The 25,674-nt window shown below is 71.4% G+C and carries 26 protein-coding genes and 1 pseudogene; 13 read left to right on the forward strand and 14 right to left on the reverse strand.

The window, feature by feature from the left end:
• The first annotated feature begins 98 nt into the window (after nt 1–98).
• The 4 genes from ACZ4SV_RS29630 to ACZ4SV_RS29645 are packed head-to-tail and all read left to right on the forward strand — an operon-like array spanning nt 99 to nt 3,541.
• On the forward strand, nt 99–1,121 hold the full coding sequence (locus ACZ4SV_RS29630; RefSeq protein WP_468007842.1) for a ScbA/BarX family gamma-butyrolactone biosynthesis protein: 1,023 nt from the start codon (nt 99–101) through the stop codon (nt 1,119–1,121).
• A gap of 49 nt (nt 1,122–1,170) precedes the next feature.
• Nucleotides 1,171–1,875, forward strand: coding sequence for a 3-oxoacyl-ACP reductase FabG (gene fabG, locus ACZ4SV_RS29635; protein ID WP_365875016.1), 705 nt, complete (start codon nt 1,171–1,173; stop codon nt 1,873–1,875).
• Between the two features lie 35 nt (nt 1,876–1,910).
• Nucleotides 1,911–2,576, forward strand: a complete 666-nt coding sequence (locus tag ACZ4SV_RS29640; protein ID WP_468007844.1) for an HAD-IA family hydrolase — start codon at nt 1,911–1,913, stop codon at nt 2,574–2,576.
• Nucleotides 2,576–3,541, forward strand: coding sequence for an alpha/beta fold hydrolase (locus ACZ4SV_RS29645; RefSeq protein ID WP_468007846.1), 966 nt, complete (start codon nt 2,576–2,578; stop codon nt 3,539–3,541). Before ACZ4SV_RS29640 ends, ACZ4SV_RS29645 begins: the two co-directional genes overlap by 1 nt.
• A 175-nt stretch (nt 3,542–3,716) precedes the next feature.
• Here ACZ4SV_RS29645 and dapD read toward each other — a convergent pair whose 3' ends face one another.
• From dapD to ACZ4SV_RS29695, 10 genes are all read right to left on the reverse strand, one after another.
• Entirely contained in the window at nt 3,717–4,703 is a 987-nt protein-coding gene (gene dapD, locus ACZ4SV_RS29650; protein ID WP_365875010.1) for a 2,3,4,5-tetrahydropyridine-2,6-dicarboxylate N-succinyltransferase, read from the reverse strand.
• A gap of 234 nt (nt 4,704–4,937) precedes the next feature.
• Nucleotides 4,938–5,261 carry a DMT family transporter gene (locus ACZ4SV_RS29655; protein WP_468007848.1) on the reverse strand — a complete coding sequence of 108 codons (324 nt, stop codon included), beginning with the start codon at nt 5,259–5,261 and terminating at the stop codon, nt 4,938–4,940.
• A 116-nt stretch (nt 5,262–5,377) separates the two neighbouring features.
• Nucleotides 5,378–5,710 carry a metal-sulfur cluster assembly factor gene (locus ACZ4SV_RS29660; RefSeq protein ID WP_365875006.1) on the reverse strand — a complete coding sequence of 111 codons (333 nt, stop codon included), beginning with the start codon at nt 5,708–5,710 and terminating at the stop codon, nt 5,378–5,380.
• Nucleotides 5,707–6,171, reverse strand: coding sequence for a Fe-S cluster assembly sulfur transfer protein SufU (gene sufU / locus ACZ4SV_RS29665; protein WP_365875004.1), 465 nt, complete (start codon nt 6,169–6,171; stop codon nt 5,707–5,709). Before sufU ends, ACZ4SV_RS29660 begins: the two co-directional genes overlap by 4 nt.
• A 16-nt stretch (nt 6,172–6,187) precedes the next feature.
• A complete protein-coding gene (locus tag ACZ4SV_RS29670) occupies nt 6,188–7,444 on the reverse strand; it encodes a cysteine desulfurase (RefSeq protein WP_468007851.1) in 1,257 nt (418 codons plus the stop codon).
• Complete coding sequence (gene sufC / locus ACZ4SV_RS29675; protein ID WP_468007853.1) at nt 7,441–8,205, reverse strand: Fe-S cluster assembly ATPase SufC; 765 nt, start codon at nt 8,203–8,205, stop codon at nt 7,441–7,443. The genes ACZ4SV_RS29670 and sufC overlap by 4 nt, the downstream gene beginning before the upstream one ends.
• A 7-nt stretch (nt 8,206–8,212) precedes the next feature.
• A complete protein-coding gene (locus tag ACZ4SV_RS29680) occupies nt 8,213–8,533 on the reverse strand; it encodes a non-heme iron oxygenase ferredoxin subunit (RefSeq protein ID WP_365874998.1) in 321 nt (106 codons plus the stop codon).
• Entirely contained in the window at nt 8,530–9,750 is a 1,221-nt protein-coding gene (sufD, locus tag ACZ4SV_RS29685; protein WP_468007855.1) for a Fe-S cluster assembly protein SufD, read from the reverse strand. Before sufD ends, ACZ4SV_RS29680 begins: the two co-directional genes overlap by 4 nt.
• Nucleotides 9,751–9,804: 54 nt before the next feature.
• Nucleotides 9,805–11,226, reverse strand: coding sequence for a Fe-S cluster assembly protein SufB (gene sufB / locus ACZ4SV_RS29690; RefSeq protein ID WP_365874994.1), 1,422 nt, complete (start codon nt 11,224–11,226; stop codon nt 9,805–9,807).
• Nucleotides 11,223–11,957 carry a helix-turn-helix transcriptional regulator gene (locus ACZ4SV_RS29695; RefSeq protein WP_468007857.1) on the reverse strand — a complete coding sequence of 245 codons (735 nt, stop codon included), beginning with the start codon at nt 11,955–11,957 and terminating at the stop codon, nt 11,223–11,225. Before ACZ4SV_RS29695 ends, sufB begins: the two co-directional genes overlap by 4 nt.
• Before the next feature lie 182 nt (nt 11,958–12,139).
• On the opposite strand from ACZ4SV_RS29695, the gene ACZ4SV_RS29700 reads away from it, so the two are divergent.
• The 4 genes from ACZ4SV_RS29700 to ACZ4SV_RS29715 all read left to right on the forward strand — a co-directional run bounded on the left by ACZ4SV_RS29700 (nt 12,140) and on the right by ACZ4SV_RS29715 (nt 15,944).
• A complete protein-coding gene (locus ACZ4SV_RS29700) occupies nt 12,140–12,955 on the forward strand; it encodes an AAC(3) family N-acetyltransferase (protein WP_468007859.1) in 816 nt (271 codons plus the stop codon).
• A gap of 114 nt (nt 12,956–13,069) precedes the next feature.
• Nucleotides 13,070–13,993 carry an ABC transporter ATP-binding protein gene (locus ACZ4SV_RS29705; RefSeq protein WP_468007861.1) on the forward strand — a complete coding sequence of 308 codons (924 nt, stop codon included), beginning with the start codon at nt 13,070–13,072 and terminating at the stop codon, nt 13,991–13,993.
• Between the two features lie 50 nt (nt 13,994–14,043).
• Entirely contained in the window at nt 14,044–14,760 is a 717-nt protein-coding gene (locus ACZ4SV_RS29710; RefSeq protein ID WP_468007881.1) for an ABC transporter permease, read from the forward strand.
• A gap of 173 nt (nt 14,761–14,933) precedes the next feature.
• Entirely contained in the window at nt 14,934–15,944 is a 1,011-nt protein-coding gene (locus tag ACZ4SV_RS29715) for a COX15/CtaA family protein (RefSeq protein WP_397943922.1), read from the forward strand.
• 27 nt (nt 15,945–15,971) lie between these two features.
• Here ACZ4SV_RS29715 and ACZ4SV_RS29720 read toward each other — a convergent pair whose 3' ends face one another.
• The 3 genes from ACZ4SV_RS29720 to ACZ4SV_RS29730 all read right to left on the reverse strand — a co-directional run bounded on the left by ACZ4SV_RS29720 (nt 15,972) and on the right by ACZ4SV_RS29730 (nt 18,311).
• Entirely contained in the window at nt 15,972–16,715 is a 744-nt protein-coding gene (locus tag ACZ4SV_RS29720; protein ID WP_468007863.1) for a nucleotidyltransferase, read from the reverse strand.
• Between the two features lie 179 nt (nt 16,716–16,894).
• Complete coding sequence (locus tag ACZ4SV_RS29725) at nt 16,895–17,227, reverse strand: hypothetical protein (protein WP_468007865.1); 333 nt, start codon at nt 17,225–17,227, stop codon at nt 16,895–16,897.
• 82 nt (nt 17,228–17,309) lie between these two features.
• A complete protein-coding gene (locus ACZ4SV_RS29730) occupies nt 17,310–18,311 on the reverse strand; it encodes a heme o synthase (RefSeq protein WP_468007867.1) in 1,002 nt (333 codons plus the stop codon).
• 365 nt (nt 18,312–18,676) lie between these two features.
• Between ACZ4SV_RS29730 and tkt the strand changes: the two genes are divergently transcribed.
• From tkt to pgl, 5 genes are read left to right on the forward strand one after another with little or no spacing between them, the layout of a single operon-like run.
• Entirely contained in the window at nt 18,677–20,764 is a 2,088-nt protein-coding gene (gene tkt / locus ACZ4SV_RS29735) for a transketolase (RefSeq protein WP_397943928.1), read from the forward strand.
• Nucleotides 20,765–20,797: 33 nt separating this feature from the next.
• Nucleotides 20,798–21,916, forward strand: a complete 1,119-nt coding sequence (tal, locus tag ACZ4SV_RS29740) for a transaldolase (protein WP_397973302.1) — start codon at nt 20,798–20,800, stop codon at nt 21,914–21,916.
• A 1-nt stretch (nt 21,917) separates the two neighbouring features.
• Complete coding sequence (zwf, locus tag ACZ4SV_RS29745) at nt 21,918–23,456, forward strand: glucose-6-phosphate dehydrogenase (RefSeq protein WP_365874976.1); 1,539 nt, start codon at nt 21,918–21,920, stop codon at nt 23,454–23,456.
• Entirely contained in the window at nt 23,453–24,607 is a 1,155-nt protein-coding gene (gene opcA / locus ACZ4SV_RS29750) for a glucose-6-phosphate dehydrogenase assembly protein OpcA (protein ID WP_468007870.1), read from the forward strand. The genes zwf and opcA overlap by 4 nt, the downstream gene beginning before the upstream one ends.
• The gene (gene pgl / locus ACZ4SV_RS29755) at nt 24,604–25,386 is read left to right on the forward strand and encodes a 6-phosphogluconolactonase (RefSeq protein WP_468007872.1); all 783 of its coding nucleotides are present in this window, start codon (nt 24,604–24,606) and stop codon (nt 25,384–25,386) included. Before opcA ends, pgl begins: the two co-directional genes overlap by 4 nt.
• Before the next feature lie 114 nt (nt 25,387–25,500).
• On the opposite strand, the pseudogene ACZ4SV_RS29760 reads toward pgl, so the two are convergent.
• Nucleotides 25,501–25,674 (reverse strand): annotated as a pseudogene (locus ACZ4SV_RS29760) (glucose-6-phosphate isomerase); the annotation flags it as partial.

Consider the following 25,674-nt stretch of genomic DNA (forward strand, 5'->3'; position numbering starts at 1 on the left):
CTAAGTGGTATCGCCCTTGAGCTGCCGCACGCCGAAGCCTACGTTCTTGAATTAAGGCCGACGGGCGACGGGAATTACAGCAGAAGGAGGGCCTGGGCGTGACGGTCTCGGAAATTACTCCGGAACAGGAAAAGTCAGGAGTACCGGAAACTCTCGGTTTCCATCGGACCGTCGACCGGCGCTTGGTCCACCGGGCCTCGGTCGCCGAGGTCTTCGTCACCGGAATGGAACGGACCGGGGACCTCACCTTCCGGTCCGCGGCCCAGCTCCCGCTGTCCCACGCGTACTTCAACGATCACACCGGGGCTCCCGCGGTCTACGACCCGCTGCTGCTGCTGGAGATCTGCCGGCAGGCGTCCATCTACGGCGCGCACGCGCAGCTGGACATCCCGCTCCAGACCACCTTCATGGTCAACGACTGGTCGATCACCCTGCGGCACGCCGACGCCCTGCTCGTCGGCCCGAAGCCCGGCGAGCTGATCCTCGGCGAGGTCATGACGCCGACGTACGACCGCAGGAACCGCATCACCGCGCTGCGCTTCGACATCACGCTGCACCTCGGGGAGCAGCCGGTGGGAGAGGCCCACATCCGGGTGAGTTCCGCGCCCACCGCGCAGTACGCGTCGCTGCGGTACATGCAGCGCGGCAGCACCCCGCCCATGACCTCCGCGTTCCGCTCGCCCGGGCACCGGCGGGACGCCGAACCGCCGGCCGGGGTGGGCCGCGGCAACCCGGCGAACGTCGTGCTCCGCGAGACCGCGTTCGACGCGCGGCAGGGGACGCTGACCGCCGTCCTGGCACCCGACTACGGCAACAGCGGGCTCTTCGACCACGATTACGACCACATCCCGGCCATGGTGCTGATGGAGGCCGCGCGCCAGTCCGCGCTGCTGCTGACCACGCACTCCGCGGCCGGCGGCGCGGCCCAGGGCCCCGGCTCGATCACCGCGTTCGAGGCCTCCTTCTCGCGTTTCGCCGAACTGGACGCGCCGGTACGGGTCGTCGCGGCCTTCGAGGCCCGGCAGGAGGCGCCGCACCGGATCTCGGTGGCCTTCGAGCAGTCGGACACGACCGTGGCCGCCATCCGTACCGAGGTCCGCCCGCCCGCGCCCGCCGGCTGACGTCCCCGGCGGCGGCGCGTCCCCATCTTTCATACAGCGAGGAGCCGAAATGAGCAGGACAGTCCTGGTAACGGGCGGAAACCGCGGCATCGGACTGGAGATCGCCCGGGTGCTGGCGAGTTCCGGTGACAAGGTCGCCGTGACCTACCGCAGCGGTGAGCCTCCCGCCGAGTTCTTCGGTGTGCGGTGCGATGTCACCGACCGCGAGGACTCGGAGCGCGCGCTCGCCGAGGTCGCCCAGCAGTTCGGCCCCGTGGAGGTACTGGTCGCCAACGCCGGCATCACCAAGGACGCGCTGGCGCCGATGATGTCCGACGACGACTTCCGGGGCGTCCTGGAGACGAACCTGGTCGGCGCGTTCCGCTGTGCCCGGCTCGTGGCGCCCGACATGATCCGTTCCCGCTGGGGACGCATCGTCTTCATGTCCTCGGTGATGGGATTCCTCGGCTCCCCCGGCCAGGTCAACTACGCGTCCTCCAAGGCCGGACTGCTCGGTCTGACCCGCTCGCTCGCCTGGGAACTCGGCTCGCGGAACATCACGGTCAACATGGTGACCCCGGGTCTGATCGACACCGACATGATCAAGGGTGTGAAGGAGAAGCGCCGCGACGGGCTGCTGGCCCAGACCGCGCTGCGGCGCGTGGGGACGCCGACGGAGGTGGCCGAGGTCGTCCGGTTCCTCGCCAGCGACGCGGCCTCGTATGTGACCGGGGCCTCGATTCCCGTGGGCGGCGGTCTGGCGATGGGGCAGTGACGGTGTCACCGCTCCACGATCATCAGGGGGTAGACATGCAGGGATCCGCCGGCTCTCCGGTCCGTGCCGTCTGGACGGACTACGGAGGCGTTCTGGAGGTTCCGTCCACCAAGGTGACGGTGGCCAACTTCTGCGCGAAGGCCGGCCTCGCCCCGGCGCAGCTGCTCGGGGCCATGGAGAAGGTCGCCGACTCCTACGGGGTGGACCTGCTGGCGCCGCTGGACACCCCGCTCGTCACCCAGGAGGAGTGGTCGGCGCAGGTCGAGGACGTCCTGCGGGCCGACGAAGGGGTGGAGGCGGACCTGTCGGACTTCCCGGCGCGCTGGTTCGAGGGCCGTTCCGCCAACGAGCCGTGGGTCGCGCACCTGCGGTGGCTCGTCTCCCGCCGTGTCTTCGTCGGGCTGATGTCCAACATGGTGCCGGCCTGGGACGAGCACTGGCGCCGGGTCGTCTCGCCCGACGGGCTCTTCAAGGAGCTGGTCATGTCCTTCGAGGTCGGCAGCCGGAAACCGGAGACGGGCATCTTCCGGGTGGCCGAGGAGCGCACCGGGTTCCAGCCGCACGAGTGCGTTCTCGTCGACGACATCGAGAAGAACTGCGCGGGGGCGCGGGAGGCCGGCTGGCACGCCATCCACTTCACGGACCCGGCCCGGGCGATCAGCGAACTGAACGCGCTGCTCGGCGTGGACGGTCCGGAGTAATGGCCACCGGGATCACCCTGGACGCGCTGGGCGTCCCCCTGTCCGGGCTGCTCGCCGAACCGCCGTCCGGGCCGCCCCGGGCGGTGGTCGTGGCACTGCACGGCGGCGGCATCCGGGCCGGCTACTTCGACGGCCACGCCGAGCCCGGACACTCGCTGCTGGACCTGGGCGCGCGGCTCGGTTTCACCGTCCTCGCGCTGGACCGGCCCGGCTACGGCGCGTCGGCGCCGTTCCTGCCGCAGGGGGCGCAGACCCAGGAGCAGGCCACGCTGCTGCGTGCCGCGCTGGCGGATTTCGCCCGCACGCACCAGACCGGGCAGGGCTTCTTCGTGGTGGCGCACTCCAGCGGCGGCAAGACCGGGCTCGCCATGGCCGCCCAGGACCTGGACGACCGCGTCATCGGTCTGGACGTCTCGGGCCTGGGCAGCACACCGGCGGCGGACGGCACGCTCCCCCGGGACCCGGCCGGCCGCATCGACTGGTACCGGCACTGGGGCGATCCCTCCCTCTACCCCGCCGAGACGTTCCGCCGGTGCCGTGCGCTGCTGGCCCCGATCCCCGTCCAGGAGATCCAGGAAGTGCCGGTCTGGCCCGAGACGTACGCCTGTCTCGCCGCCTCGGTGACGGTGCCGGTCCGCTTCACCTTCGCCGAGCACGAACCGTGGTGGCGGTCCGACGCGCAGGCCGTGGCCGACCTGACCGGGCCGCTGGCCGCGGCGCGGGTGCGGGTGGACCACCTGCCGGACGCGGGCCACAACATCAGCCTCGGCTGGGCGGCGCGGACCTATCACCTGCGGGCCCTGGCCTTCCTGGAGGAGTGCATGCTCGCCCGCCGGACCGCCCCGGCCCCGGCCCCCGTCCCGGCCCGCACGCCGCCGAGCGGCGAGGGCGTCCCGGCCGCCGCCTCCTGGCAGTTCCTCAAGAGGGTCATGTTCCCCCTCGCCCTGGCGCCCGACGCGACCTGACGCCTCCCGCACGCCCCGGCCGCCCCCGGCCGGACGGCGTCCCCCAAGCCGCCCCGGCCAGTACTCCCCCGGCTGGCCGGGGCTTCCTCCCGTACCGCCCGGCCGGCCGGCGGCACACGGAAGCGCCCCGCACGCCCGAGGACGGGCTGCGGGGCGCTCCGGCGGTGAAGCGGCGTCAGTTGTGGCTGTGCAGGATGTCGTTCAGACCGCCCCAGACCGCGTTGTTCGGGCGGGCCTCGACGGTGCCGGTGACCGAGTTGCGGCGGAAGAGGATGTGCGAGGCGCCGCTGAGTTCGCGGGCCTTGACGATCTGGCCGTCGGGCATGGTGACGCGGGTGCCCGCGGTGATGTACAGGCCGGCCTCGACCACGCACTCGTCGCCGAGCGCGATGCCGACGCCCGCCTCGGCGCCGATCAGGCAGCGCTCGCCGACGGAGATGACGACGTTGCCGCCGCCGGACAGGGTGCCCATGGTGGAGGCGCCGCCGCCGATGTCCGAGCCGTCGCCGATCACGACGCCCGCGGAGATCCGGCCCTCGACCATGGAGGTGCCGAGCGTGCCGGCGTTGAAGTTGACGAAGCCCTCGTGCATGACCGTGGTGCCCGCGGCGAGGTGCGCGCCGAGGCGGACGCGGTCGGCGTCGGCGATGCGCACGCCCTTCGGGGCGACGTAGTCGGTCATGCGCGGGAACTTGTCGACCGAGGTGACCTGGAGGTGCAGGCCCTCGGCGCGGGCGTTCAGGCGCACCTTCTCGACGTCGTCCACGGCGACCGGACCGAGCGAGGTCCAGGCGACGTTGGCGAGGTGGCCGAAGATGCCGTCCAGGTTCTGCCCGTGCGGCTTGACCAGGCGGTGCGAGAGCAGGTGCAGCCGCAGGTAGACGTCGTGCGCGTCGGCCGGCTTGTCGTCCAGCGAGGCGATGACCGTGCGGACCGCGACCACCTCGACACCCCGGCGGGCGTCCGGACCGGTCGCCGCGGTGGCGCCGCCGCCCAGCAGCTGCGCCGCCCGCTCGGCGGAGAGCCGCTCGGTGCCGGCCGGGCCCGGCTCCTCGACCAGCTCGGGGGCCGGGAACCAGGTGTCGAGAACGGTGCCGTCGGAGGCGATGGTGGCGAGGCCGGCGGCGACGGCGCCGGTGGTACGGGTAGCAGACTCGGTCATGGGGGAAAACCTAACGTGGGCGGGGTACCGAGAGCGAACCGCGTCTCATCTGCCGGGCGCGGTTCAGGGGATCGGCCGAGCCGGCCCGGCGAGCGGGCCCGCGGGTGGCCGGCCGGTACGGCGAGCCGCCGCGGCGCCTGCGGACACCGGACGCGCTCCCGCACCGTGCCGCCGCTCCCCGAGGCTCCGGGCGGGGCCGGCGGGGCCGCCACGCTCCGCACCGACGGCCCGGCGTCAGTGCGATGTCCCGCCCAGGTTCAGCACCGCCACTCCCCCGATGATCAGCACGATCCCGGCGACCTTGGCCGGGGACAGCCCCTCCCCGAACAGCAGCAGCCCGAGCACGGCGACGGCCGCGGTCCCGACGCCGGACCAGATGGCGTACGCGGTGCCGATCTGCACGCTCTTCAGCGTCTGCGCGAGCAGGGCGAACGAGACGACGTACCCCACGATGGTCACGAGCGAGGGCCAGAGCCGGCTGAACCCCTCGCTGTACTTCATCGCCGTCGTAGCGGTGACCTCGGCCGCGATGGCACCGGCGAGCAGCAGGTAACCCATGCGCAGCAGCGTACGCGCGGGCCGGGCGGTCCGTACCGTGCCGTACCGGCCTGTCCGCCGGGACGGAGAAGGGGGCCGCGGCGCATGGCCACGGCCCCCTTTTTCGCGGTGTTCCGTCAGACGTTGAAGCCGAGCGCCCGCAGCTGTTCGCGGCCGTCGTCCGTGATCTTGTCGGGGCCCCACGGCGGCATCCAGACCCAGTTGATGCGCAATTCGCTGACCAGGCCGTCCGTGGCGGACTTCGCCTGGTCCTCGATCACGTCCGTCAGCGGGCAGGCCGCGGAGGTGAGGGTCATGTCGATGGTCGCGATGTTGGACTCGTCGACGTGGATGCCGTAGATCAGCCCGAGGTTGACGACGTCGATGCCCAGTTCGGGGTCGACCACGTCCATCAGGGCCTCGCGGAGTTCCTCCTCCGAGACCGGCTTCATCTCAACGGTGTCGGTCATGCCGTCTTCCTTTCCGCGTCGGCGCCCAGCGCCTGGGCCGTCGCGTCCTTCCACGCCATCCAGCTCAGGAGGGCACACTTGACCCGCGCGGGGTACTTGGAGACACCGGCGAACGCGACCGCGTCCTCCAGGACGTCCTCCATCGCGTCGTCCGGCTCGATCCTGCCCTTGGACTGCATCAGCTCCAGGAAGGTCTCCTGGATCTTCCGCGCGTCGGCGAGGTCCTTGCCGACCAGCAGCTCGTTCAGCACCGAAGCGCTCGCCTGGCTGATCGAGCAGCCCTGGCCCTCGTAGGAGACGTCCTCGATCGTCGTGCCGGTGTACTTCACGCGCAGGGTGATCTCGTCGCCGCACGTCGGGTTCACATGGTGCACCTCGGCGTCGCCGTCCCGCAGACCACGACCGTGCGGGTTCTTGTAGTGGTCCAGGATGACGTCCTGGTACATCGAGTCCAGCTTCACCTTTTCAGCACGCCTCTCAGCCGAAGAAGTTCCGTACGTGCTCCAGGCCGTCGACCAGAGCGTCGATCTCGGCCGGCGAGGAGTACAGATAGAACGACGCTCGCGTGGTCGCGGGAATTCCGTAGCGGAGGCAGACCGGCCGGGCGCAGTGGTGGCCGACGCGGACCGCGATGCCCTGTTCGTCCAAGACCTGGCCCACGTCGTGCGGGTGGATGTCCCCGAGGGTGAAGGAGATCGCCGCGCCCCGGTCCTCGGCCGTGGTCGGGCCGATGATCCTCAGGTCCGGGACCTCCGTCAGCCGCCGCACCGCGTACTCCGTCAGCGCGTGCTCATGGGCGAGGATCTTGTCCATGCCGATCGAGTTCAGGTAGTCGATCGCCGCGCCGAGGCCGACCGCCTGCGCGATCGGCGGCGTGCCCGCCTCGAACTTGTGCGGTGCCGGGGCGTAGGTGGAGGAGTGCATCGAGACGGTCTCGATCATCTCGCCGCCGCCGAGGAACGGGGGCAGGTCCTCCAGCAGCTCCTGGCGGCCCCACAGGACGCCGATGCCGGTCGGGCCGCACATCTTGTGGCCGGTGAAGGCCACGAAGTCGGCCTGGAGGGCCTGCACGTCCAGCGGCATGTGCGGCGCCGCCTGGGAGGCGTCGACGCAGACCAGGGCGCCGACCTCCTGGGCGCGGCGCACGATCGCCTCGACCGGGTTGACGGTGCCGAGAATGTTGGACACCAGCACGAAGGAGACGATCTTCGTCTTCTCCGTGATGACCTCGTCGATGTTCGACAGGTCCAGGCGGCCGTCGTCGGTGAGGCCGAACCACTTCAGCTTCGCGCCCGTGCGCTGCGCCAGCAGCTGCCACGGCACGATGTTGGAGTGGTGCTCCATCTCCGTGATGACGATCTCGGTCTCGTGGTCCACCCGGTAGGGCTCGTCGGCCCAGCCCAGCATGTTCGCCACGAGGTTCAGCGCCTCGGAGGCGTTCTTGGTGAAGACCACCTCGTCGCGGCTGGGGGCGTTGACGAACGCGGCGACCTTGTCCCGCGCGCCCTCGTACAGCGCCGTGGCCTCCTCGGCGAGCACATGCACACCGCGGTGGACGTTGGCGTTGTGGCGCTCGTAGTACTCGTTCAGGGCGTCCAGCACCTGGCGCGGCTTCTGGCTGGTCGCCGCGTTGTCCAGGTACACCAGCTTCCTGCCGTCGTGGACGACTCGGTCCAGGACGGGGAAGTCCTTGCGGATCGCCTCGGTGTCGAGGAGGCCCGGCAGCTGTGTCACGCGGATGCGCCACCCTTCACGTATGCCTCGTAGCCCTCGTTCTCCAGCTTGTCCGCCAGCTCGGGGCCGCCGGACTCGACGATGCGGCCGCCGGCGAACACGTGGACGTGGTCGGGCTTGATGTAGCGCAGAATGCGCGTGTAGTGCGTGATCAGCAGGGTGCCGACCTCGCCGGTCTCGCGGACGCGGTTGACGCCCTCCGACACGATCCGCAGGGCGTCGACGTCCAGGCCGGAGTCGGTCTCGTCCAGGACCGCGATCTTCGGCCGGAGCAGCTCGAGCTGGAGGATCTCGTGGCGCTTCTTCTCACCGCCGGAGAAGCCCTCGTTCACGTTGCGCTCGGCGAAGGACGGGTCCATGTTGAGGCGCTCCATGGCCTCCCGGACCTCCTTCACCCAGGTGCGCAGCTTGGGGGCCTCGCCGCGGATGGCGGTGGCGGAGGTGCGCAGGAAGTTGGAGACCGAGACGCCGGGGACCTCGACCGGGTACTGCATCGCCAGGAACAGGCCGGCGCGGGCCCGCTCGTCGACGCTCATCTCCAGGACGTCCTCGCCGTCCAGGGTGACGCTGCCGCCGGTGATGGTGTACTTCGGGTGCCCCGCCAGGGAGTAGGCGAGGGTCGACTTGCCCGAGCCGTTGGGGCCCATGATGGCGTGCGTCTCGCCCTGCTTCACGGTGAGGTCGACGCCCTTGAGGATCTCCTTCGTGGCGTTGTCGGCCTCGACGGTGACGTGCAGGTCTCGGATTTCAAGCGTTGCCATGGGTGCCTCAGGACTCCTGGGTGAGGGAGACGAGAACGTCGTCCCCTTCGATCTTTACGGGGTATACGGGGACGGGGCGCGTCGCGGGGAGGCCGGACGGCTTGCCGGTGCGCAGGTCGAAGGCGGAGCCGTGCAGCCAGCACTCGATCTGGCAGTCCTCCACCTCGCCCTCGGAGAGGGAGACGTTCGCGTGCGAGCAGATGTCGTGGATCGCGAACACCTCGCCCCCGGTCTTCACGACCGAGACCGGCGTGCCGTCGAGTTCCACCCGCTTCGGGGTGTCCTCGGCCAGCTCGCTCAGCCCGCAGACGCGTACATAGGCCGTCATGCGACCGACGCCTCCAGCTCCTCGGCGATCTTGGCGAGCAGGCGCTCCTCGATGTCGGCGACGCCGATCTGCTGGATCAGCTCGGCGAAGAAGCCGCGGACCACCAGCCGGCGGGCCTCGTGCTCCGGGATGCCGCGGGCCATCAGGTAGAAGAGCTGCTCGTCGTCGAAGCGGCCGGTGGCGGAGGCGTGACCGGCACCGACGATCTCGCCGGTCTCGATCTCCAGGTTCGGCACCGAGTCGACGCGCGCACCGTCCGTGAGGACCAGGTTGCGGTTCATCTCGTAGGTGTCGGTGCCCTCGGCGCTGGCCTCGATGAGCACGTCGCCGATCCAGACGGCGTGCGCCTGCTCGCCCTGGAGCGCGCCCTTGTAGACGACGTTCGACTTGCAGTGCGGGGTGTTGTGGGTGACCAGCAGGCGGTGCTCCTGGTGCTGCCCGGCGTCGGTGAAGTACAGGCCGTACAGCTCGGCCTCGCCGCCGGGGCCGGCGTACTCCACGCGCGGGTGCAGGCGCACCACGTCGCCGCCGAAGGTGACGACCACGGACTTGAAGGAGGCGTCCCGGCCGATCAGCGCGTTGTGCTGGGCGACGTGGACGGCCTTGTCGTCCCAGTCCTGGACGGAGACGACGGTCAGCTTGGCGCCGTCGCCGAGGACGTAGTCGATGTTGGCGGCGAGCACCGCGTCACCGGTGTGGTCGACGACCACGACGGCCTCGGCGAAGGCGCCCAGCTCGATCACCTGGTGGCCGAAGGCGGTGCCGCCCTGGCCGTGCACCGTGATACGGACCGGCTCGGTGAGGACGGTGTCCTTCGGGACGGTCACGACCGAGGCCTGCTCGAAGGCGGAGTACGCCTGCGCGGCGACGCGGTCCACCGGGGTGCCCGCCCTGCCGAGCCGCGCGTCGTCGCGGCCGACGGTCTCGACGGTGACGCCCTCGGGGGCCTGTACGTCGACCTTCACTCCGTCACCGGTCGCGACGGCGGTGCCGTCGTGCAGTCCGCGCAGCCGCTCCAGCGGGGTGAACCGCCACTCCTCCTCGCGGCCGTGCGGGACCGGGAAGTCCGTCACGTCGAAGGACGGGGGCGCGCTCATGCGCGAGACGACGGTCGACTCCGCGGCGACCGCGATCGAGCCGGCGGTGGTGGAACCCACCGGTGGGGGTCCCCCCGCGCTGGCGGAACCGGGCGTGGGGGAGTTCTGGGCCTCAGCCATGGCTGTCGTAGTGCTCTCTTTCCTGAGTAAGACGTCTGCCGGTGATGGCGGCGGTCAGCCGACCGCGCCTTCCATCTGCAGCTCGATCAGCCGGTTGAGCTCCAGCGCGTACTCCATCGGCAGTTCCTTGGCGATCGGCTCGACGAAGCCGCGCACGATCATCGCCATCGCCTCGTCCTCGGAGAGACCGCGGCTCATCAGGTAGAAGAGCTGGTCCTCGGAGACCTTGGAGACGGTGGCCTCGTGGCCCATGGACACGTCGTCCTCGCGGACGTCGACGTACGGGTACGTGTCCGAGCGGGAGATCGTGTCGACCAGCAGCGCGTCGCACAGCACGTTGGACTTCGACCCGGAGGCGCCCTCGCCGATCTCGATCAGACCGCGGTAGGAGGTGCGGCCGCCGCCGCGCGCCACCGACTTGGAGACGATGTTGGACGACGTGTTCGGCGCCATGTGGACCATCTTGGCGCCCGCGTCCTGGTGCTGGCCCTCGCCGGCGAAGGCGATGGACAGGGTCTCGCCCTTGGCGTGCTCGCCCATCAGGTAGACGGCCGGGTACTTCATCGTCACCTTGGAGCCGATGTTGCCGTCGACCCACTCCATGGTCGCGCCCTCGTAGGCGACGGCGCGCTTGGTGACCAGGTTGTAGACGTTGTTCGACCAGTTCTGGATGGTCGTGTAACGGCAGCGGGCGTTCTTCTTGACGATGATCTCGACGACCGCGGAGTGCAGCGAGTCCGACTTGTAGATCGGCGCCGTGCAGCCCTCGACGTAGTGCACGTAGGCACCCTCGTCCACGATGATCAGGGTCCGCTCGAACTGGCCCATGTTCTCCGTGTTGATGCGGAAGTAGGCCTGGAGCGGGATCTCCACGTGCACGCCCTTCGGCACGTAGATGAAGGAGCCGCCGGACCACACCGCGCTGTTCAGCGACGCGAACTTGTTGTCGCCGACCGGGATGACCGTGCCGAAGTACTCCTTGAAGAGCTCCGGGTGCTCCTTCAGGGCGGTGTCGGTGTCGAGGAAGATGACGCCCTGCTCCTCCAGGTCCTCGCGGATCTGGTGGTAGACGACCTCCGACTCGTACTGGGCGGCGACACCGGCGACCAGGCGCTGCTTCTCGGCCTCCGGGATGCCCAGCTTGTCGTAGGTGTTCTTGATGTCCTCGGGCAGGTCCTCCCAGGACTCCGCCTGCTTCTCCGTGGAGCGCACGAAGTACTTGATGTTGTCGAAGTCGATGCCCGAGAGGTCGGAGCCCCAGTTCGGCATCGGCTTCTTCTCGAAGAGCTTCAGGCCCTTCAGGCGCAGCTTGGTCATCCACTCCGGCTCCGCCTTCTTCGCGGAGATGTCGCGGACGACGTCCTCGCTCAGGCCGCGCCTGGCGGAGGCACCGGCCACGTCGGAGTCGGCCCAGCCGTATTCGTACTTGCCCAGGCCCTCGAGCTCAGGGTGGGCAGTCTCCGTGGGGAGAGTCATGCGGGGTTCCTCCCGGCCGTGCTTGCAGGTGCGTCAGTGGAAATCTTGGGGATGAACGTCGTGCAGACGCCGTCGCCGTGCGCGATGGTCGCCAGTCGCTGGACGTGGGTGCCCAGCAGCTCCGCGAAGATCTCCGTCTCCGCCTCGCACAGCTGCGGGAACTGTTCCGCGACATGGGCGACCGGGCAGTGGTGCTGGCAGAGCTGCTCGCCGACCGGTGCGCTGCGCGCCGTAGCAGCGTACCCGTCCGCGCTCAGGGCCCTGGCCAGCGCTTCGGCGCGTTTGTCGGGGCTCACGGACTCGACCGCCCGGCGGTACGCGCCGGCCTGGGCGGCGACCCGGGCGCGGGCGAAGGCGGCGACCGCCTCGGAGCCGCCCTCCCGCTCGGCGATCCAGCGCAGGGCGTCCGCGGCCAGCTTGTCGTACGACTGGTCGAAGGCGTCCCGGCCGCAGTCGGTGAGCGCGAAGACCTTGGCGGGGCGGCCGCGCGTGCGCGTGCCGTACACCCGCTGCTCGCGCGCCTCCACGACGTCGTCGGCCACCAGCGCGTCCAGGTGACGCCGGACGGCCGCCTGGGTCAGGCCCAGCCGGCCCGCGAGTTCGGCGACGGTCGACGGCCCGTGGTCCAGGATGGAGCGCGCGACCCGGTTGCGCGTCGAACGCTCACCGGTCGCTAGCTCCTCCTGGCCGGCCCCCGTGGGGGTGTCCCGAGCCTCGCCGACGTTTTTCACAACGCCATTGTTGCGTAATTCCGCGGAACCTGACAAGCGACGTCCGGATCACCGCGCGGTGCCCTGCGTCACTTAGGCATACCTAATCCGACCTGCGCAAACGATCTTCCGGCCGGTCCCTCCGGGCCGCGCCGGAACAATCCGGTGGCGCCGGGCAGCCCCGTCCGGAAGACTCCGTGACCATGTCCGCACCCCCTCCCACCGGGCCACTCGTCACGCGCGACGGCATCGCCGCCGGCCTGCGCCTGCTGGGGGTGGCGAGCGGCGAGACCCTGCTGGTGCACTCCTCGCTCAGCTCCCTCGGCTGGGTGAACGGAGGCGCCGTCGCGGTCGTCCGGGGACTCCTCGACGCGCTCGGCCCGGACGGCACGCTCGTCGTTCCCACCCAGACCGGCGAGCAGTCCGACCCGGCGCTGTGGGAGGACCCGCCGGTGCCCGAGGAGTGGTGGGACCGGATCCGCGCGACCATGCCGCCGTACGACCCGCTCGTGACCCCGTCCCGTGGCGTCGGGGTCATCCCCGAGACCGTGCGGACCTGGCCCGGCGCCCGGCGCAGCGCGCACCCGCAGACCTCCTTCGCCGCGCTCGGCCCCCGCGCGCGGGAGATCACCGACGGCCACGCCCCGGACTGCCGGCTCGGCGAGCGCAGCCCGCTGGCCCGGCTGGAGAGACTGGGCGCCCGGGTGCTGCTGCTGGGCGCGGACTACACCTCCTGCACCGCCTTCCACCTGGCCGAGTACCGGATACCCGGCCCGCTCGTGGAGGTGGGCCGGCCCGCGCCCGGCGGCGGCTGGGAGACGGTGGCCGAGGTCTCGGTCACCTCGGACCGGTTCGACGAGCTGGGGCACGACTTCGAACGGGACCGGCCCGTCGTGCGCGGCCGGGTGGGCGCGGCCGAGGCCCGGCTGTTCCCGCTGGCGGACGCCGTGGCCTACGCCGAACGGTGGCTGCCGCTGCACCGGCCGCGCCCGGAGGAGCACCCGCAGCCGCCCGTCTGACCGCGGGTCCGGCAGCCGCCCGTCCGGACCACGGGTGCCTGTCCGCTGCTCCCGGCCACGGCTTCCGGCACCCGCCCGTCCGGAGCACCCGCCGTCTCCCTAGACTCTGGACCTATGCGAAGTGAGCCCGTGGTCCAGGTCCAGGCCCTGGTGAAGCGGTACGGCACGAAGACCGCGGTGGACGGCCTCGACCTGGTGGCCCGGCCGGGCGTGACCGCCGTACTCGGCCCCAACGGGGCGGGGAAGACGACCACGGTCGAGACCTGCGAGGGGTACCGGAAGCCGGATTCCGGCACGGTGCGCGTCCTGGGCCTCGACCCGGTGCGGAACTCCGCCGAGCTGCGGCCCCGCATCGGCGTGATGCTCCAGTCCGGCGGCGTCTACTCCGGCGCCCGCGCCGGCGAGATGCTGCGGCACGTGGCGAAACTGCACGCGCACCCGCTCGACGTCGACGCCCTCGTCGAGCGGCTCGGCCTCGGCTCCTGCGGCCGGACCGGCTACCGGCGGCTGTCCGGCGGGCAACAGCAGCGGCTCGCGCTCGCCATGGCCGTCGTGGGCCGGCCGGAACTGGTGTTCCTGGACGAGCCGACCGCCGGTCTCGACCCGCAGGCCCGCCGGGCCACCTGGGACCTGGTGCGGGACCTGCGCGCCGACGGCGTCTCGGTGATCCTCACCACGCACCACATGGACGAGGCCGAGCAGCTCGCCGACGACGTGGCGATCATCGACGGCGGCCGGGTCATCGCGCAGGGCTCCCCGGAGCAGCTCTGCAAGGGCGGCGCCGAGAACACCCTGCGCTTCTCCGGCCGCCCCGGCCTCGACGTCGGCTCCCTGCTCAAGGCGCTGCCGGCCGGCTGCACGGCCGCCGAGCTGATGCCGGGCGCCTACCGGGTGGCCGGCCGGGTCGACCCCCAGCTACTGGCCACCGTCACCTCCTGGTGCGCCCAGCACGGGGTGATGCCCGACCGGATCTCGGTGGAGCGGCACACCCTGGAAGACGTCTTCTTGGAGCTGACCGGCAAGGAGCTGCGCTCGTGACCACCGCGGGTACCTACACGCCCAGGCCCGGAGCCGCCCCGCTCCCCCGCATGATCGCGGCGCAGGCGGCCCTGGAGACGAAGATGCTGCTGCGCAACGGCGAGCAACTGCTGCTGACGGTCGTCATCCCCACCCTGCTGCTGGTGCTCTTCAGCGCGGTCGACATCGTGGACACCGGCGCGGGCCGGGCGGTCGACTTCCTCGCCCCCGGCGTGCTGGCCCTGGCCGTGATGTCGACGGCGTTCACCGGCCAGGCCATCGCCACCGGCTTCGAGCGCCGCTACGGCGTGCTGAAGCGGCTCGCCTCCTCGCCGCTGCCCCGCTGGGGCCTGATGACCGCGAAGACGGCGTCCGTGCTGGTCACGGAGGTCCTCCAGGTCCTGCTGCTGACCGTCATCGCCTACGCGCTGGGCTGGTCCCCGCACGGCAACCCGGCCGCGGTCGTGCTGCTGCTCGTCGTCGGGACCGCCGCGTTCTCCGGGCTCGGCCTGCTGATGGCGGGCACCCTGAAGGCGGAGGCGACGCTGGCCGCCGCCAACCTGGTGTTCCTGCTGCTGCTCGTGGGCGGCGGGGTGATCGTGCCGCTGGAGAAGTTCGGCCCGGCGGGCGAGCGGCTGCTGGGCCTGCTGCCCATCTCCGCCCTCTCGGACGGCCTGCGGGACGTCCTCCAGCACGGCGCCGGCCTGCCCTGGGGCGACCTGGGCGTCCTCGCCGTCTGGGCGGTCGCCGGCCTCGCCGCGGCGGGGAAGTTCTTCCGCTGGGAGTGACCCCCCTAGGCTGCATGGCCATCACCCCCGGGACCGCGTGGCAATCACCCCTGTGGCCGCGCGGGAATCACCCCCGTGGCCGCATGGCCATCACCCTCCTGGCCGCGTGCGAGTGACTCCTGCGGGCCCGGAAGAGTGACCCTCGTGAACGCGTGCACAAGCGGCGGCCTACCATGGTGGGCGTGCCTAAGCTGAACCGCGCCGACGCCGAAGCCGCCCTGCGCAACCCTCTCGCCTTCATCGCCGACCGGTGGACCCCGGACCCCCGGACCATCCGGCGGGCGGCGCTCGCCGCGCTCGTGATGTCGGTGGTCATCGTCGTCACCGGCGGCGCCGTCCGCCTGACCGGCTCGGGCCTCGGCTGCCCGACCTGGCCCACCTGCACCGAGGACTCGCTGACCACCACCCGGGCCATGGGCTTCCACGGGGTCGTCGAGTTCGGCAACCGCATGCTGACGTACGTGCTGTGCGCGGCCGTCGGCTGGGCGATCATCGCCGCGCGCGCCGCGAAGCCGGGCCGGCGCACCCTCGTCCGGCTCGGCTGGGCCCAGTTCTGGGTGGTCATGGGCAACGCGGTGCTGGGCGGCATCGTCGTCCTGGTCGGCCTCAACCCGTACACGGTCGCCGCGCACTTCCTGCTCTCCACGGCCCTGATCGCCCTCGCCACGGTGATGTGGCAGCGCGCCCGCGAGGGCGACGCGGCGCCGCGTCCGCTGGTGGGCGCCGCGGTGCGGCAGCTCGTGTGGTTCCTGGTGGCCGCCTCCGTGCTGCTCATCGCGGCCGGCACGGTGGTGACCGGGGCCGGGCCGCACGCCGGTGACTCCAGCGAGGTCGAGCGCATCCCGATCGACTGGGAGACGGTCGCCAAGCTGCACGCGGTGCTCGCCTGGATCGTGGTGACGCTGACCTTCGCGCTGTGGTTCGTGCTCAAGGCGGTGGACGCGCCGAAGGGCCCGCTGGCCCGCACCCGGGAGCTGTTCCTCGTCCTGCTCGCGCAGGGCGTGATCGGTTACGTCCAGTACTTCACCCACCTCCCCGAAGCGCTGGTGGCCGCGCACATGCTCGGCTCCACGGTGATGTGGATCTGGGTGCTGCGGGTGCTGCTGTCGCTGCGCGAGCGCCCCGAGGCCACCGTGGACCTGCCCGCGCCCGCCGTCGAGGTGCCGGCCGGCGCGCGGTCGTAGCTCAGCCGGCCGGCGCGCGGTCCTAGGTCAGCCGGCCTCCGCGACCAGGGCGTCGATCGCGGGGCCCAGGAACGCCCGGGTCGCCTCGGCGCGCCGGGCGCGCCAGCCGTCGTCGGCCAGGGCCGGGGCCGGGTCGTCGTACCGCCGGCGGGTGATGTCCTCGACGACGTCGGCGGGCGCACCGAGCGCCGGCAGCCGGTCCAGCGCCTCGCGTTTGCTGATCAGCCGGCCCTCGCGCAGGGTCACGGCGGCCCGGGCGTAGGTGAGCAGACCCAGGTCGACCCAGACGTCCTGCCGCCACAGCGGGGCCTTGTCCACGGCCGGCCGCCAGAAGTCGCGCTGGTCGCGTACGACGAAGTCGTGAAGCTGTCGCTCGGGTACCGGCGGGAGCAGTCCGGCCGGTGCCTCACCGTGCAGCACCCGCCCGAACTCGTGCAGCTCACGGCGGGTGACCGGGGTGACCGGGCGGCGCAGCACACGGCCGTGCGCCCAGGTGGGGTGCGGGCGGCCGGGATCGTCCAGGGTGGCCGGGGCGAGGTAGCTGCAGTGCAGCTTCGCCGCGAGGGGCCGCCCGCGCAGCCGCCTGTGCAGCCGGACCAGCCGCGCCGCGGTCCACGGGGTCAGGGGCCCGGGCAGCACCGCGATCAGGTCCAGGTCGCTGCGGCCCTCCTGGTAGTCGCCGCCGGCCAGTGAGCCGTGCGCCCAGACCGCGCGGGGCCGCAGCGGCAGCAGGGCCGCCTGGAACTCGTCGAGCAGGGAAGCGGTCGTCATCCGCCCAGTCTGGACGGCTCCCCAGGGCGCGTACACCCGGCGCACGCCGTACGCCGCGGCCCGCCGGGCACCCGCCGTACCGAGGCTCCCGAGGACCGCCGCAGACCGCCGAGCGGTGCCGTCACGGCCGCCCGGCCGCGCTCACCCGGCCGGGCGGTGCGCCGTCAGGGCCGCGCGTCTCAGCGCTCCTGCGAGCCGCCGACCTGGATGCCGGCCATCCGCTTCCACTCGTACGGCCCCGTCGTCACCTTCGCCGCGAACTCGCCGTCGAAGGACTCGTGGACCGTGATGCCGGACTTGGCCACCGCCTGCTCGGCGATGGCGTGACTGGGCGCGACCAGGTCGCCCCAGCCGCCGTCCTCGCCGACGAGGACGATGCGGGCGCCGCGTTCGCCGACGTACGCCACCTGGCCCTCGGCGCCGCCGTGCGCCTTCGCGAAGGCGCTGATCTGCTGGGCGAGCCGGGACACCTTGCGCTCGGCCCGCGCGTCAACCTGCTGCGTGTCTGCCATGCCCAGGATGCTACTCACCGGTAGATCGACTGGCGAGTGCGGGCCGCTGTGACGTAGGACGTACGCCCGGCGGGCCCGCGGGTCAGCGCAGGAACGGGTCGACCGCGACCGCCACGAACAGCAGCGACACGTAGGTGATCGACCAGTGGAAGAGCCGCATCTCCTTCAGCTTCGTGCCGGTGGACTCGGCCTTGGCCCGGTTCTGCAGCGCGTGCGCCTCCCACAGCCACCAGCCGCCCGCCGCGAGGGCGACGGCCGTGTAGAACCAGCCGGTGTAGCCGAGCGGGGTCAGCAGCAGCGAGACGGCGACCATCACCCAGCTGTAGATGACGATCTGCTTGGCGACGACCTTGTTGGAGGCGACGACCGGCAGCATCGGCACGCCGACGCGCGCGTAGTCCTCCTTGACCTTCATGGACAGCGGCCAGTAGTGCGGCGGCGTCCAGAAGAACATGACGAGGAAGAGGATGACCGGCGCCCACGACATGGAGTCCGTGACGGACGACCAGCCGATGAGGACCGGCAGGCAGCCCGCGATGCCGCCCCACACGATGTTCTGCGCCGTACGGCGCTTGAGGATCATCGTGTAGACGACGACGTAGAAGAGGAGCGCTCCGAGTGACAGCCAGGCGCTCAGCCAGTTGACGGTGAGCCCGAACAGCAGCGTCGAGACCACGGCCAGGGTGATGCCGAAGGCCAGGCATTCGCGCGGGCTGACCATGCCGGTCACCAGCGGACGCTGGGCCGTGCGGTCCATCAGGGCGTCGATGTCCCGGTCGATGTACATGTTCAGCGCGTTGGCGCCGCCCGCCGACAGATAGCCGCCGAGGCAGGTGAGCAGCACCAGCCCGAGGTCGGGCACGCCCTGTTCGGCGAGGAACATCACCGGAACGGTGGTGATGAGGAGCAGCTCGATGATCCGCGGCTTGGTCAGCGCCACGAACGCCTTGACACGAGCCCCGAACGGCCGGTGAACCGGGCCCTGGCTCGCACCGGGCACACCCTCCCCCAGAGCCTTGAAGGCCTGGGAGGTGTCCCCAGGACGGGATTCGACGGCCGTCACGCACACCCCTGACAGAGACATCCCAGCGAGCCACCCGTGTGAAGTCGCGGTAAAGGCTCGCGCGTACCACGCCACTTTAGACGTTGCCCATACCCCGCCCTTCGCGGGGGTGGGTACGTGTTTGGCGCACACCCCATAAGAGGGGGTCCGGTACTCGATTGAGCGCTCAGATGACCGGCTCCGTATTCATGTGCCACATGCCGTTCACCGGCCCGTCGGGAGGCGGATCTCGGGGAGTCCCGGCAGTCTGTAAACAATCGAAAAAACGCACGTCCTCACGGGGGTAGGCTCGACAGCGGCCGGTGGGCGCCACGCCTTCCGGCGGCCGGGTGGGCACACGCCCCGACGACCGGCGACCGACATGTGGAGAGGAGCCCTGACCCAGGGTGAGCACCAAGCCGACCACCACAGACCTTGAGTGGACCGAGCTGGACCAGCGGGCCGTGGACACCGCCCGTGTCCTGGCCGCAGACGCCGTACAGAAGGTCGGCAACGGCCATCCCGGTACGGCGATGAGCCTGGCCCCCGCCGCCTACACCCTCTTCCAGAAGGTGATGCGGCACGACCCGGCCGACCCGGAGTGGGTCGGCCGCGACCGCTTCGTGCTGTCCGCCGGCCACTCGTCCCTGACCCTCTACACCCAGCTGTACCTGGCCGGTTTCGGCCTCGAGCTGGATGATCTGAAGGCGTTCCGGACGTGGGGTTCCAAGACCCCGGGCCACCCCGAGTACGGGCACACCAAGGGTGTCGAGACCACCACGGGCCCGCTGGGCCAGGGTGTCGCCAACGCGGTGGGCATGGCGATGGCCGCCCGCTACGAGCGCGGTCTGTTCGACCCGGAGGCGCCCGCGGGCGAGTCCCCCTTCGACCACTTCGTGTACTGCATCGCCGGTGACGGCTGCCTCCAGGAGGGCATCTCCGCCGAGGCGTCCTCGCTGGCCGGCCACCAGAAGCTGGGCAACCTGATCCTGCTGTGGGACGACAACCACATCTCGATCGAGGGCGACACGGAGACGGCCGTCTCCGAGGACACCGTCAAGCGGTACGAGGCCTACGGCTGGCACGTGCAGCGCGTGGAGGCCAAGGAGGACGGCGACCTGGACCCGGCGGCGATCTACGCCGCGATCCAGGAGGCCAAGGCCGTCACCGACCGGCCCTCCTTCATCGCGATGCGCTCGATCATCGCCTGGCCGGCCCCGAACGCGCAGAACACCGAGGCCGCGCACGGCTCGGCGCTGGGCGAGGAGGAGGTCGCGGCCACCAAGCGCGTCCTCGGCTTCGACCCCGAGCGGTCCTTCGAGGTCGCCGACGAGGTCATCAGCCACACCCGCAAGGCGCGCGAGCGCGGCGCCCAGGCGAAGGCCGAGTGGGAGAAGTCCCTCCAGGAGTGGCGGCAGGCCAACCCGGAGCACGCCGCCGAGTTCGACCGGATCGCCCAGGGCGAGCTGCCCACCGGCTGGGAGGAGAAGGTCCCGGTCTTCGAGCCCGGCAAGGGCCTCGCCACGCGTGCCGCGTCCGGCAAGGTGCTCCAGGCGCTCGGCGCGGTGATCCCCGAGCTGTGGGGCGGCTCCGCCGACCTCGCCGGGTCGAACAACACGACCATCGACAAGGACAGCTCCTTCCTGCCCGCGGGCAACCCGCTGCCGGAGGCCAACCCGTACGGCCGCACCATCCACTTCGGCATCCGCGAGCACTCCATGGGCGCCGAGCTGAACGGCATCGCGCTGCACGGCAACACGCGGGTCTACGGCGGCACCTTCCTGGTGTTCTCCGACTACATGCGCAACGCCGTGCGTCTGTCGGCCCTGATGCACCTGCCGGTGACGTTCGTGTGGACGCACGACTCCATCGGCCTCGGCGAGGACGGCCCCACCCACCAGCCGGTCGAGCACCTGGCCTCGCTGCGCGCCATCCCCGGTCTGAACATCGTCCGCCCGGCGGACGCCAACGAGACCGCGATCGCCTGGCGGGAGATCCTCAAGCGCTACACCAAGGAGTTCGGCAAGGGCCAGCCGCACGGCCTGGCGCTCACCCGGCAGGGCGTGCCGACGTACGAGCCCAACGAGGACGCGGCCAAGGGCGGCTACGTGCTGTTCGAGGCCGAGGGCGGCGAGCCCGAGGTCATCCTCATCGCCACCGGTTCCGAGGTGCACGTGGCCGTGGAGGCGCGTGAGCAGCTCCAGGCCGAGGGCGTGCCCACGCGGGTCGTCTCGATGCCGTCCGTGGAGTGGTTCGAGCAGCAGGACCAGGGGTACCGGGACTCCGTGCTGCCGCCGTCCGTCAAGGCCCGGGTCTCCGTCGAGGCGGGCATCGGGCTGACCTGGCACAAGTACGTGGGGGACGCCGGCCGCATCGTTTCCCTGGAGCACTTCGGTGCCTCCGCCGATGCCAAGGTGCTCTTCCGCGAGTTCGGCTTCACCGCCGAGAACGTGGCCGCGAAGGCGCGGGAATCCCTCGCCGACGCCCGACGCTGACGCTCATATACGACACGTAGGAGATGTAATTCCATGACAGACGCACTCAAGCGCCTCTCCGAGGAGGGCGTCGCGATCTGGCTGGACGACCTGTCGCGCAAGCGGATCACGTCCGGCAACCTCGCCGAGCTGATCGACCAGCAGCACGTCGTGGGCGTCACGACCAACCCGACGATCTTCCAGAAGGCGATCTCCCAGGGCGACGGTTACGACCAGCAGCTGTCGGACCTCGCCGCCCGCAAGGTCACGGTCGAAGAGGCCATCCGCATGATCACCACGGCGGACGTCCGGGACGCCGCCGACATCCTGCGCCCGGTCTTCGACGCCACCGACGGCCAGGACGGCCGGGTCTCCATCGAGGTCGACCCGCGCCTGGCGCACCACACGAAGGCGACCGTCGCCGAGGCCAGGCAGCTGGCCTGGCTGGTCGACCGCCCCAACACCCTGATCAAGATCCCGGCCACCGAGGCGGGTCTGCCGGCGATCGCCGAGACGATCGGCCTCGGCATCAGCGTCAACGTCACGCTGATCTTCTCGCTGGAGCGCTACCGCAAGGTCATGGACGCCTACCTGACGGGTCTGGAGAAGGCCCGCGAGAAGGGTCTCGACCTGTCGAAGATCCACTCGGTGGCGTCCTTCTTCGTGTCCCGCGTGGACACCGAGATCGACAAGCGCCTCGACGGGATCGGCACCGACGAGGCCAAGGGGCTGCGCGGCAAGGCCGCCCTGGCCAACGCGCGCCTCGCCTACCAGGCGTACGAGGAGGTCTTCTCCTCCGACCGCTGGCAGGCGCTGGAGAGCGCGGGCGCCAACAAGCAGCGTCCGCTGTGGGCGTCGACCGGCGTGAAGGACCCGGCGTACCAGGACACCCTGTACGTCACCGAGCTGGTCGCGCCGAACACCGTCAACACCATGCCGGAGGCCACGCTGGAGGCCACCGACGACCACGGCGAGATCAGCGGCGACACCATCACCGGCACCTACGAGCAGGCGCGTGCCGACCTGGACGCCCTGGAGAAGCTGGGCATCTCGTACGACGACGTCGTACAGGTCCTGGAGGACGAGGGCGTCGACAAGTTCGAGGCGTCCTGGAACGACCTCCTCAAGTCGACCCAGGCGGAGCTTGAGCGCCTGGCCCCCTCGGAGGGCTGAGTTGTCATCCGTTTCCGGCTCCGGAGCGAATCCGCTCCGTGACCCGGCCGACCGACGGCTCCCGCGCATCGCGGGGCCGTCGGGTCTGGTCATCTTCGGTGTCACGGGCGACCTGTCCCGTAAGAAACTGATGCCCGCGGTGTACGACCTCGCCAACCGGGGTCTGCTGCCGCCGGGCTTCTCGCTGGTGGGCTTCGCCCGCCGCGACTGGGAGCACGAGGACTTCGCCGAGGTCGTCCACGACGCGGTGAAGGAGCACGCCCGCACGCCCTTCCGTGAGGAGGTCTGGCAGCAGCTCCTCCAGGGGATGCGCTTCGTCCAGGGCACCTTCGACGACGACGAGGCGTTCGAGCGGCTGCGCGCCACCATCGAGGAGCTGGACAAGGCACAGGGCACGGGCGGCAACTTCGCCTTCTACCTGTCGGTGCCGCCGCGCTCCTTCCCGGTGGTCATCCAGCAGCTGAAGAAGCACGGCCTGGCCGACCAGGCCGGCGGTTCCTGGCGCCGCGCGGTCATCGAGAAGCCGTTCGGGCACGACCTGAAGTCGGCCGAGGAACTGAACAAGGTCGTGCACGAGGTGTTCGCGCCGGACCAGGTGTTCCGGATCGACCACTACCTCGGCAAGGAGACCGTCCAGAACATCCTGGCCCTGCGCTTCGCCAACACGATGTTCGAGCCGATCTGGAACCGGTCCTTCGTGGACCACGTGCAGATCACCATGGCCGAGGACATCGGCATCGGCGGCCGGGCCGGCTACTACGACGGCATCGGCGCCGCCCGGGACGTCATCCAGAACCACCTGCTCCAGCTCATGGCGCTCACCGCCATGGAGGAGCCCGCCTCCTTCGACGCGGACGCGCTGGCCGCGGAGAAGGAGAAGGTGCTCGGCGCCGTACGGCTGCCGAAGAACCTGGGCCACAGCACCGTGCGCGGGCAGTACGCGGCGGGCTGGCAGGGCGGCGAGAAGGTCATCGGCTACCTCGAGGAAGAGGGCATCGACACCCAGTCGAAGACCGACACCTACGCCGCGGTGAAGCTGGAGATCGACAACCGCCGCTGGGCGGGCGTGCCGTTCTACCTGCGCACCGGCAAGCGGCTCGGCCGCCGGGTGACGGAGATCGCGGTCGTCTTCCAGCGGGCCCCGCACTCCCCGTTCGACACCACGGCGACCGAGGAACTGGGCCAGAACGCGATCGTCATCCGCGTCCAGCCGGACGAGGGCGTCACGGTCCGCTTCGGCTCCAAGGTCCCGGGCACCTCCATGGAGATCCGGGACGTCTCGATGGACTTCGCCTACGGCGAGTCGTTCACCGAGTCGAGCCCGGAGGCGTACGAGCGGCTGATCCTGGACGTGCTGCTGGGCGACGCCAACCTCTTCCCGCGCACGGAGGAGGTCGAGCTGTCCTGGAAGATCCTCGACCCGATCGAGGAGTACTGGGACACCCACGGCAGGCCCGCGCAGTACGAGTCGGGCACGTGGGGACCCGCGGAGGCGGACGAGATGCTCGCACGAGACGGACGGAGCTGGCGCCGGCCATGAAGATCGACCTGACCGGCACCACCGCCGGAAAGATCAACAAGGCGCTCGTGCGAGGCCGCCGCGCCATCGGCACGCCCGCCGTCGGCATGGTCCTCACCCTCGTCATCGTCACCGACGAGGAGAACGCCTACGACGCCCTGAAGGCCGCCAACGACGCCTCGCGCGAGCACCCCTCGCGCACCCTGGTGGTCGTCAAGCGGGTCTCGCGTTCGCCGCGCGCCCGCACGTCCTCGCGGCTGGACGCCGAGGTGCGGGTGGGCGCGGAGGCGGGCACCGGCGAGACGGTCATCCTGCGGCTGTACGGCGAGGTCGTCGACCACGCCGACTCGGTGGTCCTGCCGCTGCTGCTGCCGGACGCCCCGGTCGTGGTGTGGTGGCCGGTGAACGCGCCGCTCGACCCGGCGAAGGACCCGCTGGGCGCGCTCGCGCAGCGCCGGGTCACCGACACCTACACCGCCGAGCACCCGGTGCGGGAGCTGTCCGCCCGCGCCGCGGCCTACACGCCCGGCGACACCGACCTGTCCTGGACCCGGATCACCCCGTGGCGTTCGATGCTCGCGGCGGCCCTGGACCAGATCGACTGCGAGGTGACCGCCGTCGAGGTGGAGGGCGAGGAGTACAACCCGAGCTGCGAGCTGCTGGCGATGTGGCTCGCGGACCGGCTGGCGGTTCCCGTCAAGCGCTCCCTGTCCTCGGGCCCCGGTCTCACGGCCGTCCGCATGGACACCAGCCGCGGTCCGGTCGTGCTGGACCGCGCGGACGGCTCGCTGGCCAACCTCGCCATCGACGGGCAGCCGGCCCGCGCGGTGGCGCTGAAGCGGCGGGACACCGCCGAGCTGATCGCGGAGGAGCTGCGCCGGCTGGACCCGGACGACACCTACGCGTCGGCGCTGCGCTACGGCGTGGAGCGGCTGCACACGGTCCCGCGACAGGCTTCCGAGGACCCGGCCGGACCGGCCGCCGAGCCGTCAGACCCGGCCGAGCCGGAGACGGCCCAGTCGGAAGCGGCCAAGCCGGGATCGGCTCAGCCGGGCTCGGCCGAGCCCGCCGCCGAGCCGGAACCGGCCGCGAAGGCGGCCAAGGCGCCCGCGAAGAAGGCGGCGGCCAAGACCGCGAAGAAGGCACCGGCGAGGAAGGCGGCGGCGAAGTGAGCACTCCCCAGCTGGTCGTCCACCACGACAAGGAGCTGATGGCGCAGGCCGCCGCGGCCCGTCTGATCACGAAGATCGTGGACGCGCAGACCTCCCGGGGCAGCGCGTCCGTGGTCCTCACCGGCGGCCGCAACGGCAACGGGCTGCTGGCCGCGCTGGCGGCGGCGCCCGCCCGGGACGCCGTCGACTGGGCCCGCCTGGACCTGTGGTGGGGCGACGAGCGCTTCCTGCCCGAGGGCGACCCCGAGCGCAATGTCACGCAGGCCCGCGAGGCCCTGCTGGACTCGGTCCCGCTCGACCCGGAGCGCGTGCACGCCATGCCCGCCTCCGACGGCCCGCACGGCTCGGACGTCGAGGCCGCGGCCGAGGCGTACGCGGCGGAGCTGGCGAAGGCGGCCGGTCCGGAGAACCACGGCCCGGTGCCCGCCTTCGACGTCCTGCTGCTGGGCGTCGGCCCGGACACCCATGTGGCCTCGCTCTTCCCGGAGCTGCCGGCCGTACGGGAGACCGAGCGCACGGTGGTCGGCGTGCACGGCGCGCCCAAGCCGCCGCCGACCCGGATCTCCCTCACCCTGCCGGCGATCCGCGCGGCCCGCGAGGTCTGGCTCCTCGCGGCCGGCGAGGACAAGGCGGAGGCCGTGGCCATCGCCCTGTCCGGCGCGGGTGAGATCCAGGCGCCGGCGGCGGGTGCGCGGGGCCGCGCCCGCACCCTGTGGCTTCTGGACACGGCGGCGGCCTCCCAGCTACCCCGCTCGCTGTATCCGCCGGCGTCGCCCTGAGCACCGGCCGGGCCTGAGGCGGCGGGAACCTTCCGGTTCCCGCCGCCTCTTGCTTTACCGGGGCGCCGGTGGGCCGGGCCGGCCGGTGGGCGCCGCCGACTCCGGGCGCGCGGGTCAGTTACGGCCGCGCAGCTCCCGGTACCTGGCGACGAGGGCTTTGGTGGACGGGTCCAGGCCGGGGACGTCGGTGCCGTGGGTGAGGGCGGGTTCGACGCGTTTGGCGAGGACCTTGCCCAGTTCCACGCCCCACTGGTCGAAGGAGTCGATGTTCCATACCGCGCCCTGGAC

The organism is Streptomyces sp. NPDC027672 (genome assembly GCF_055566335.1).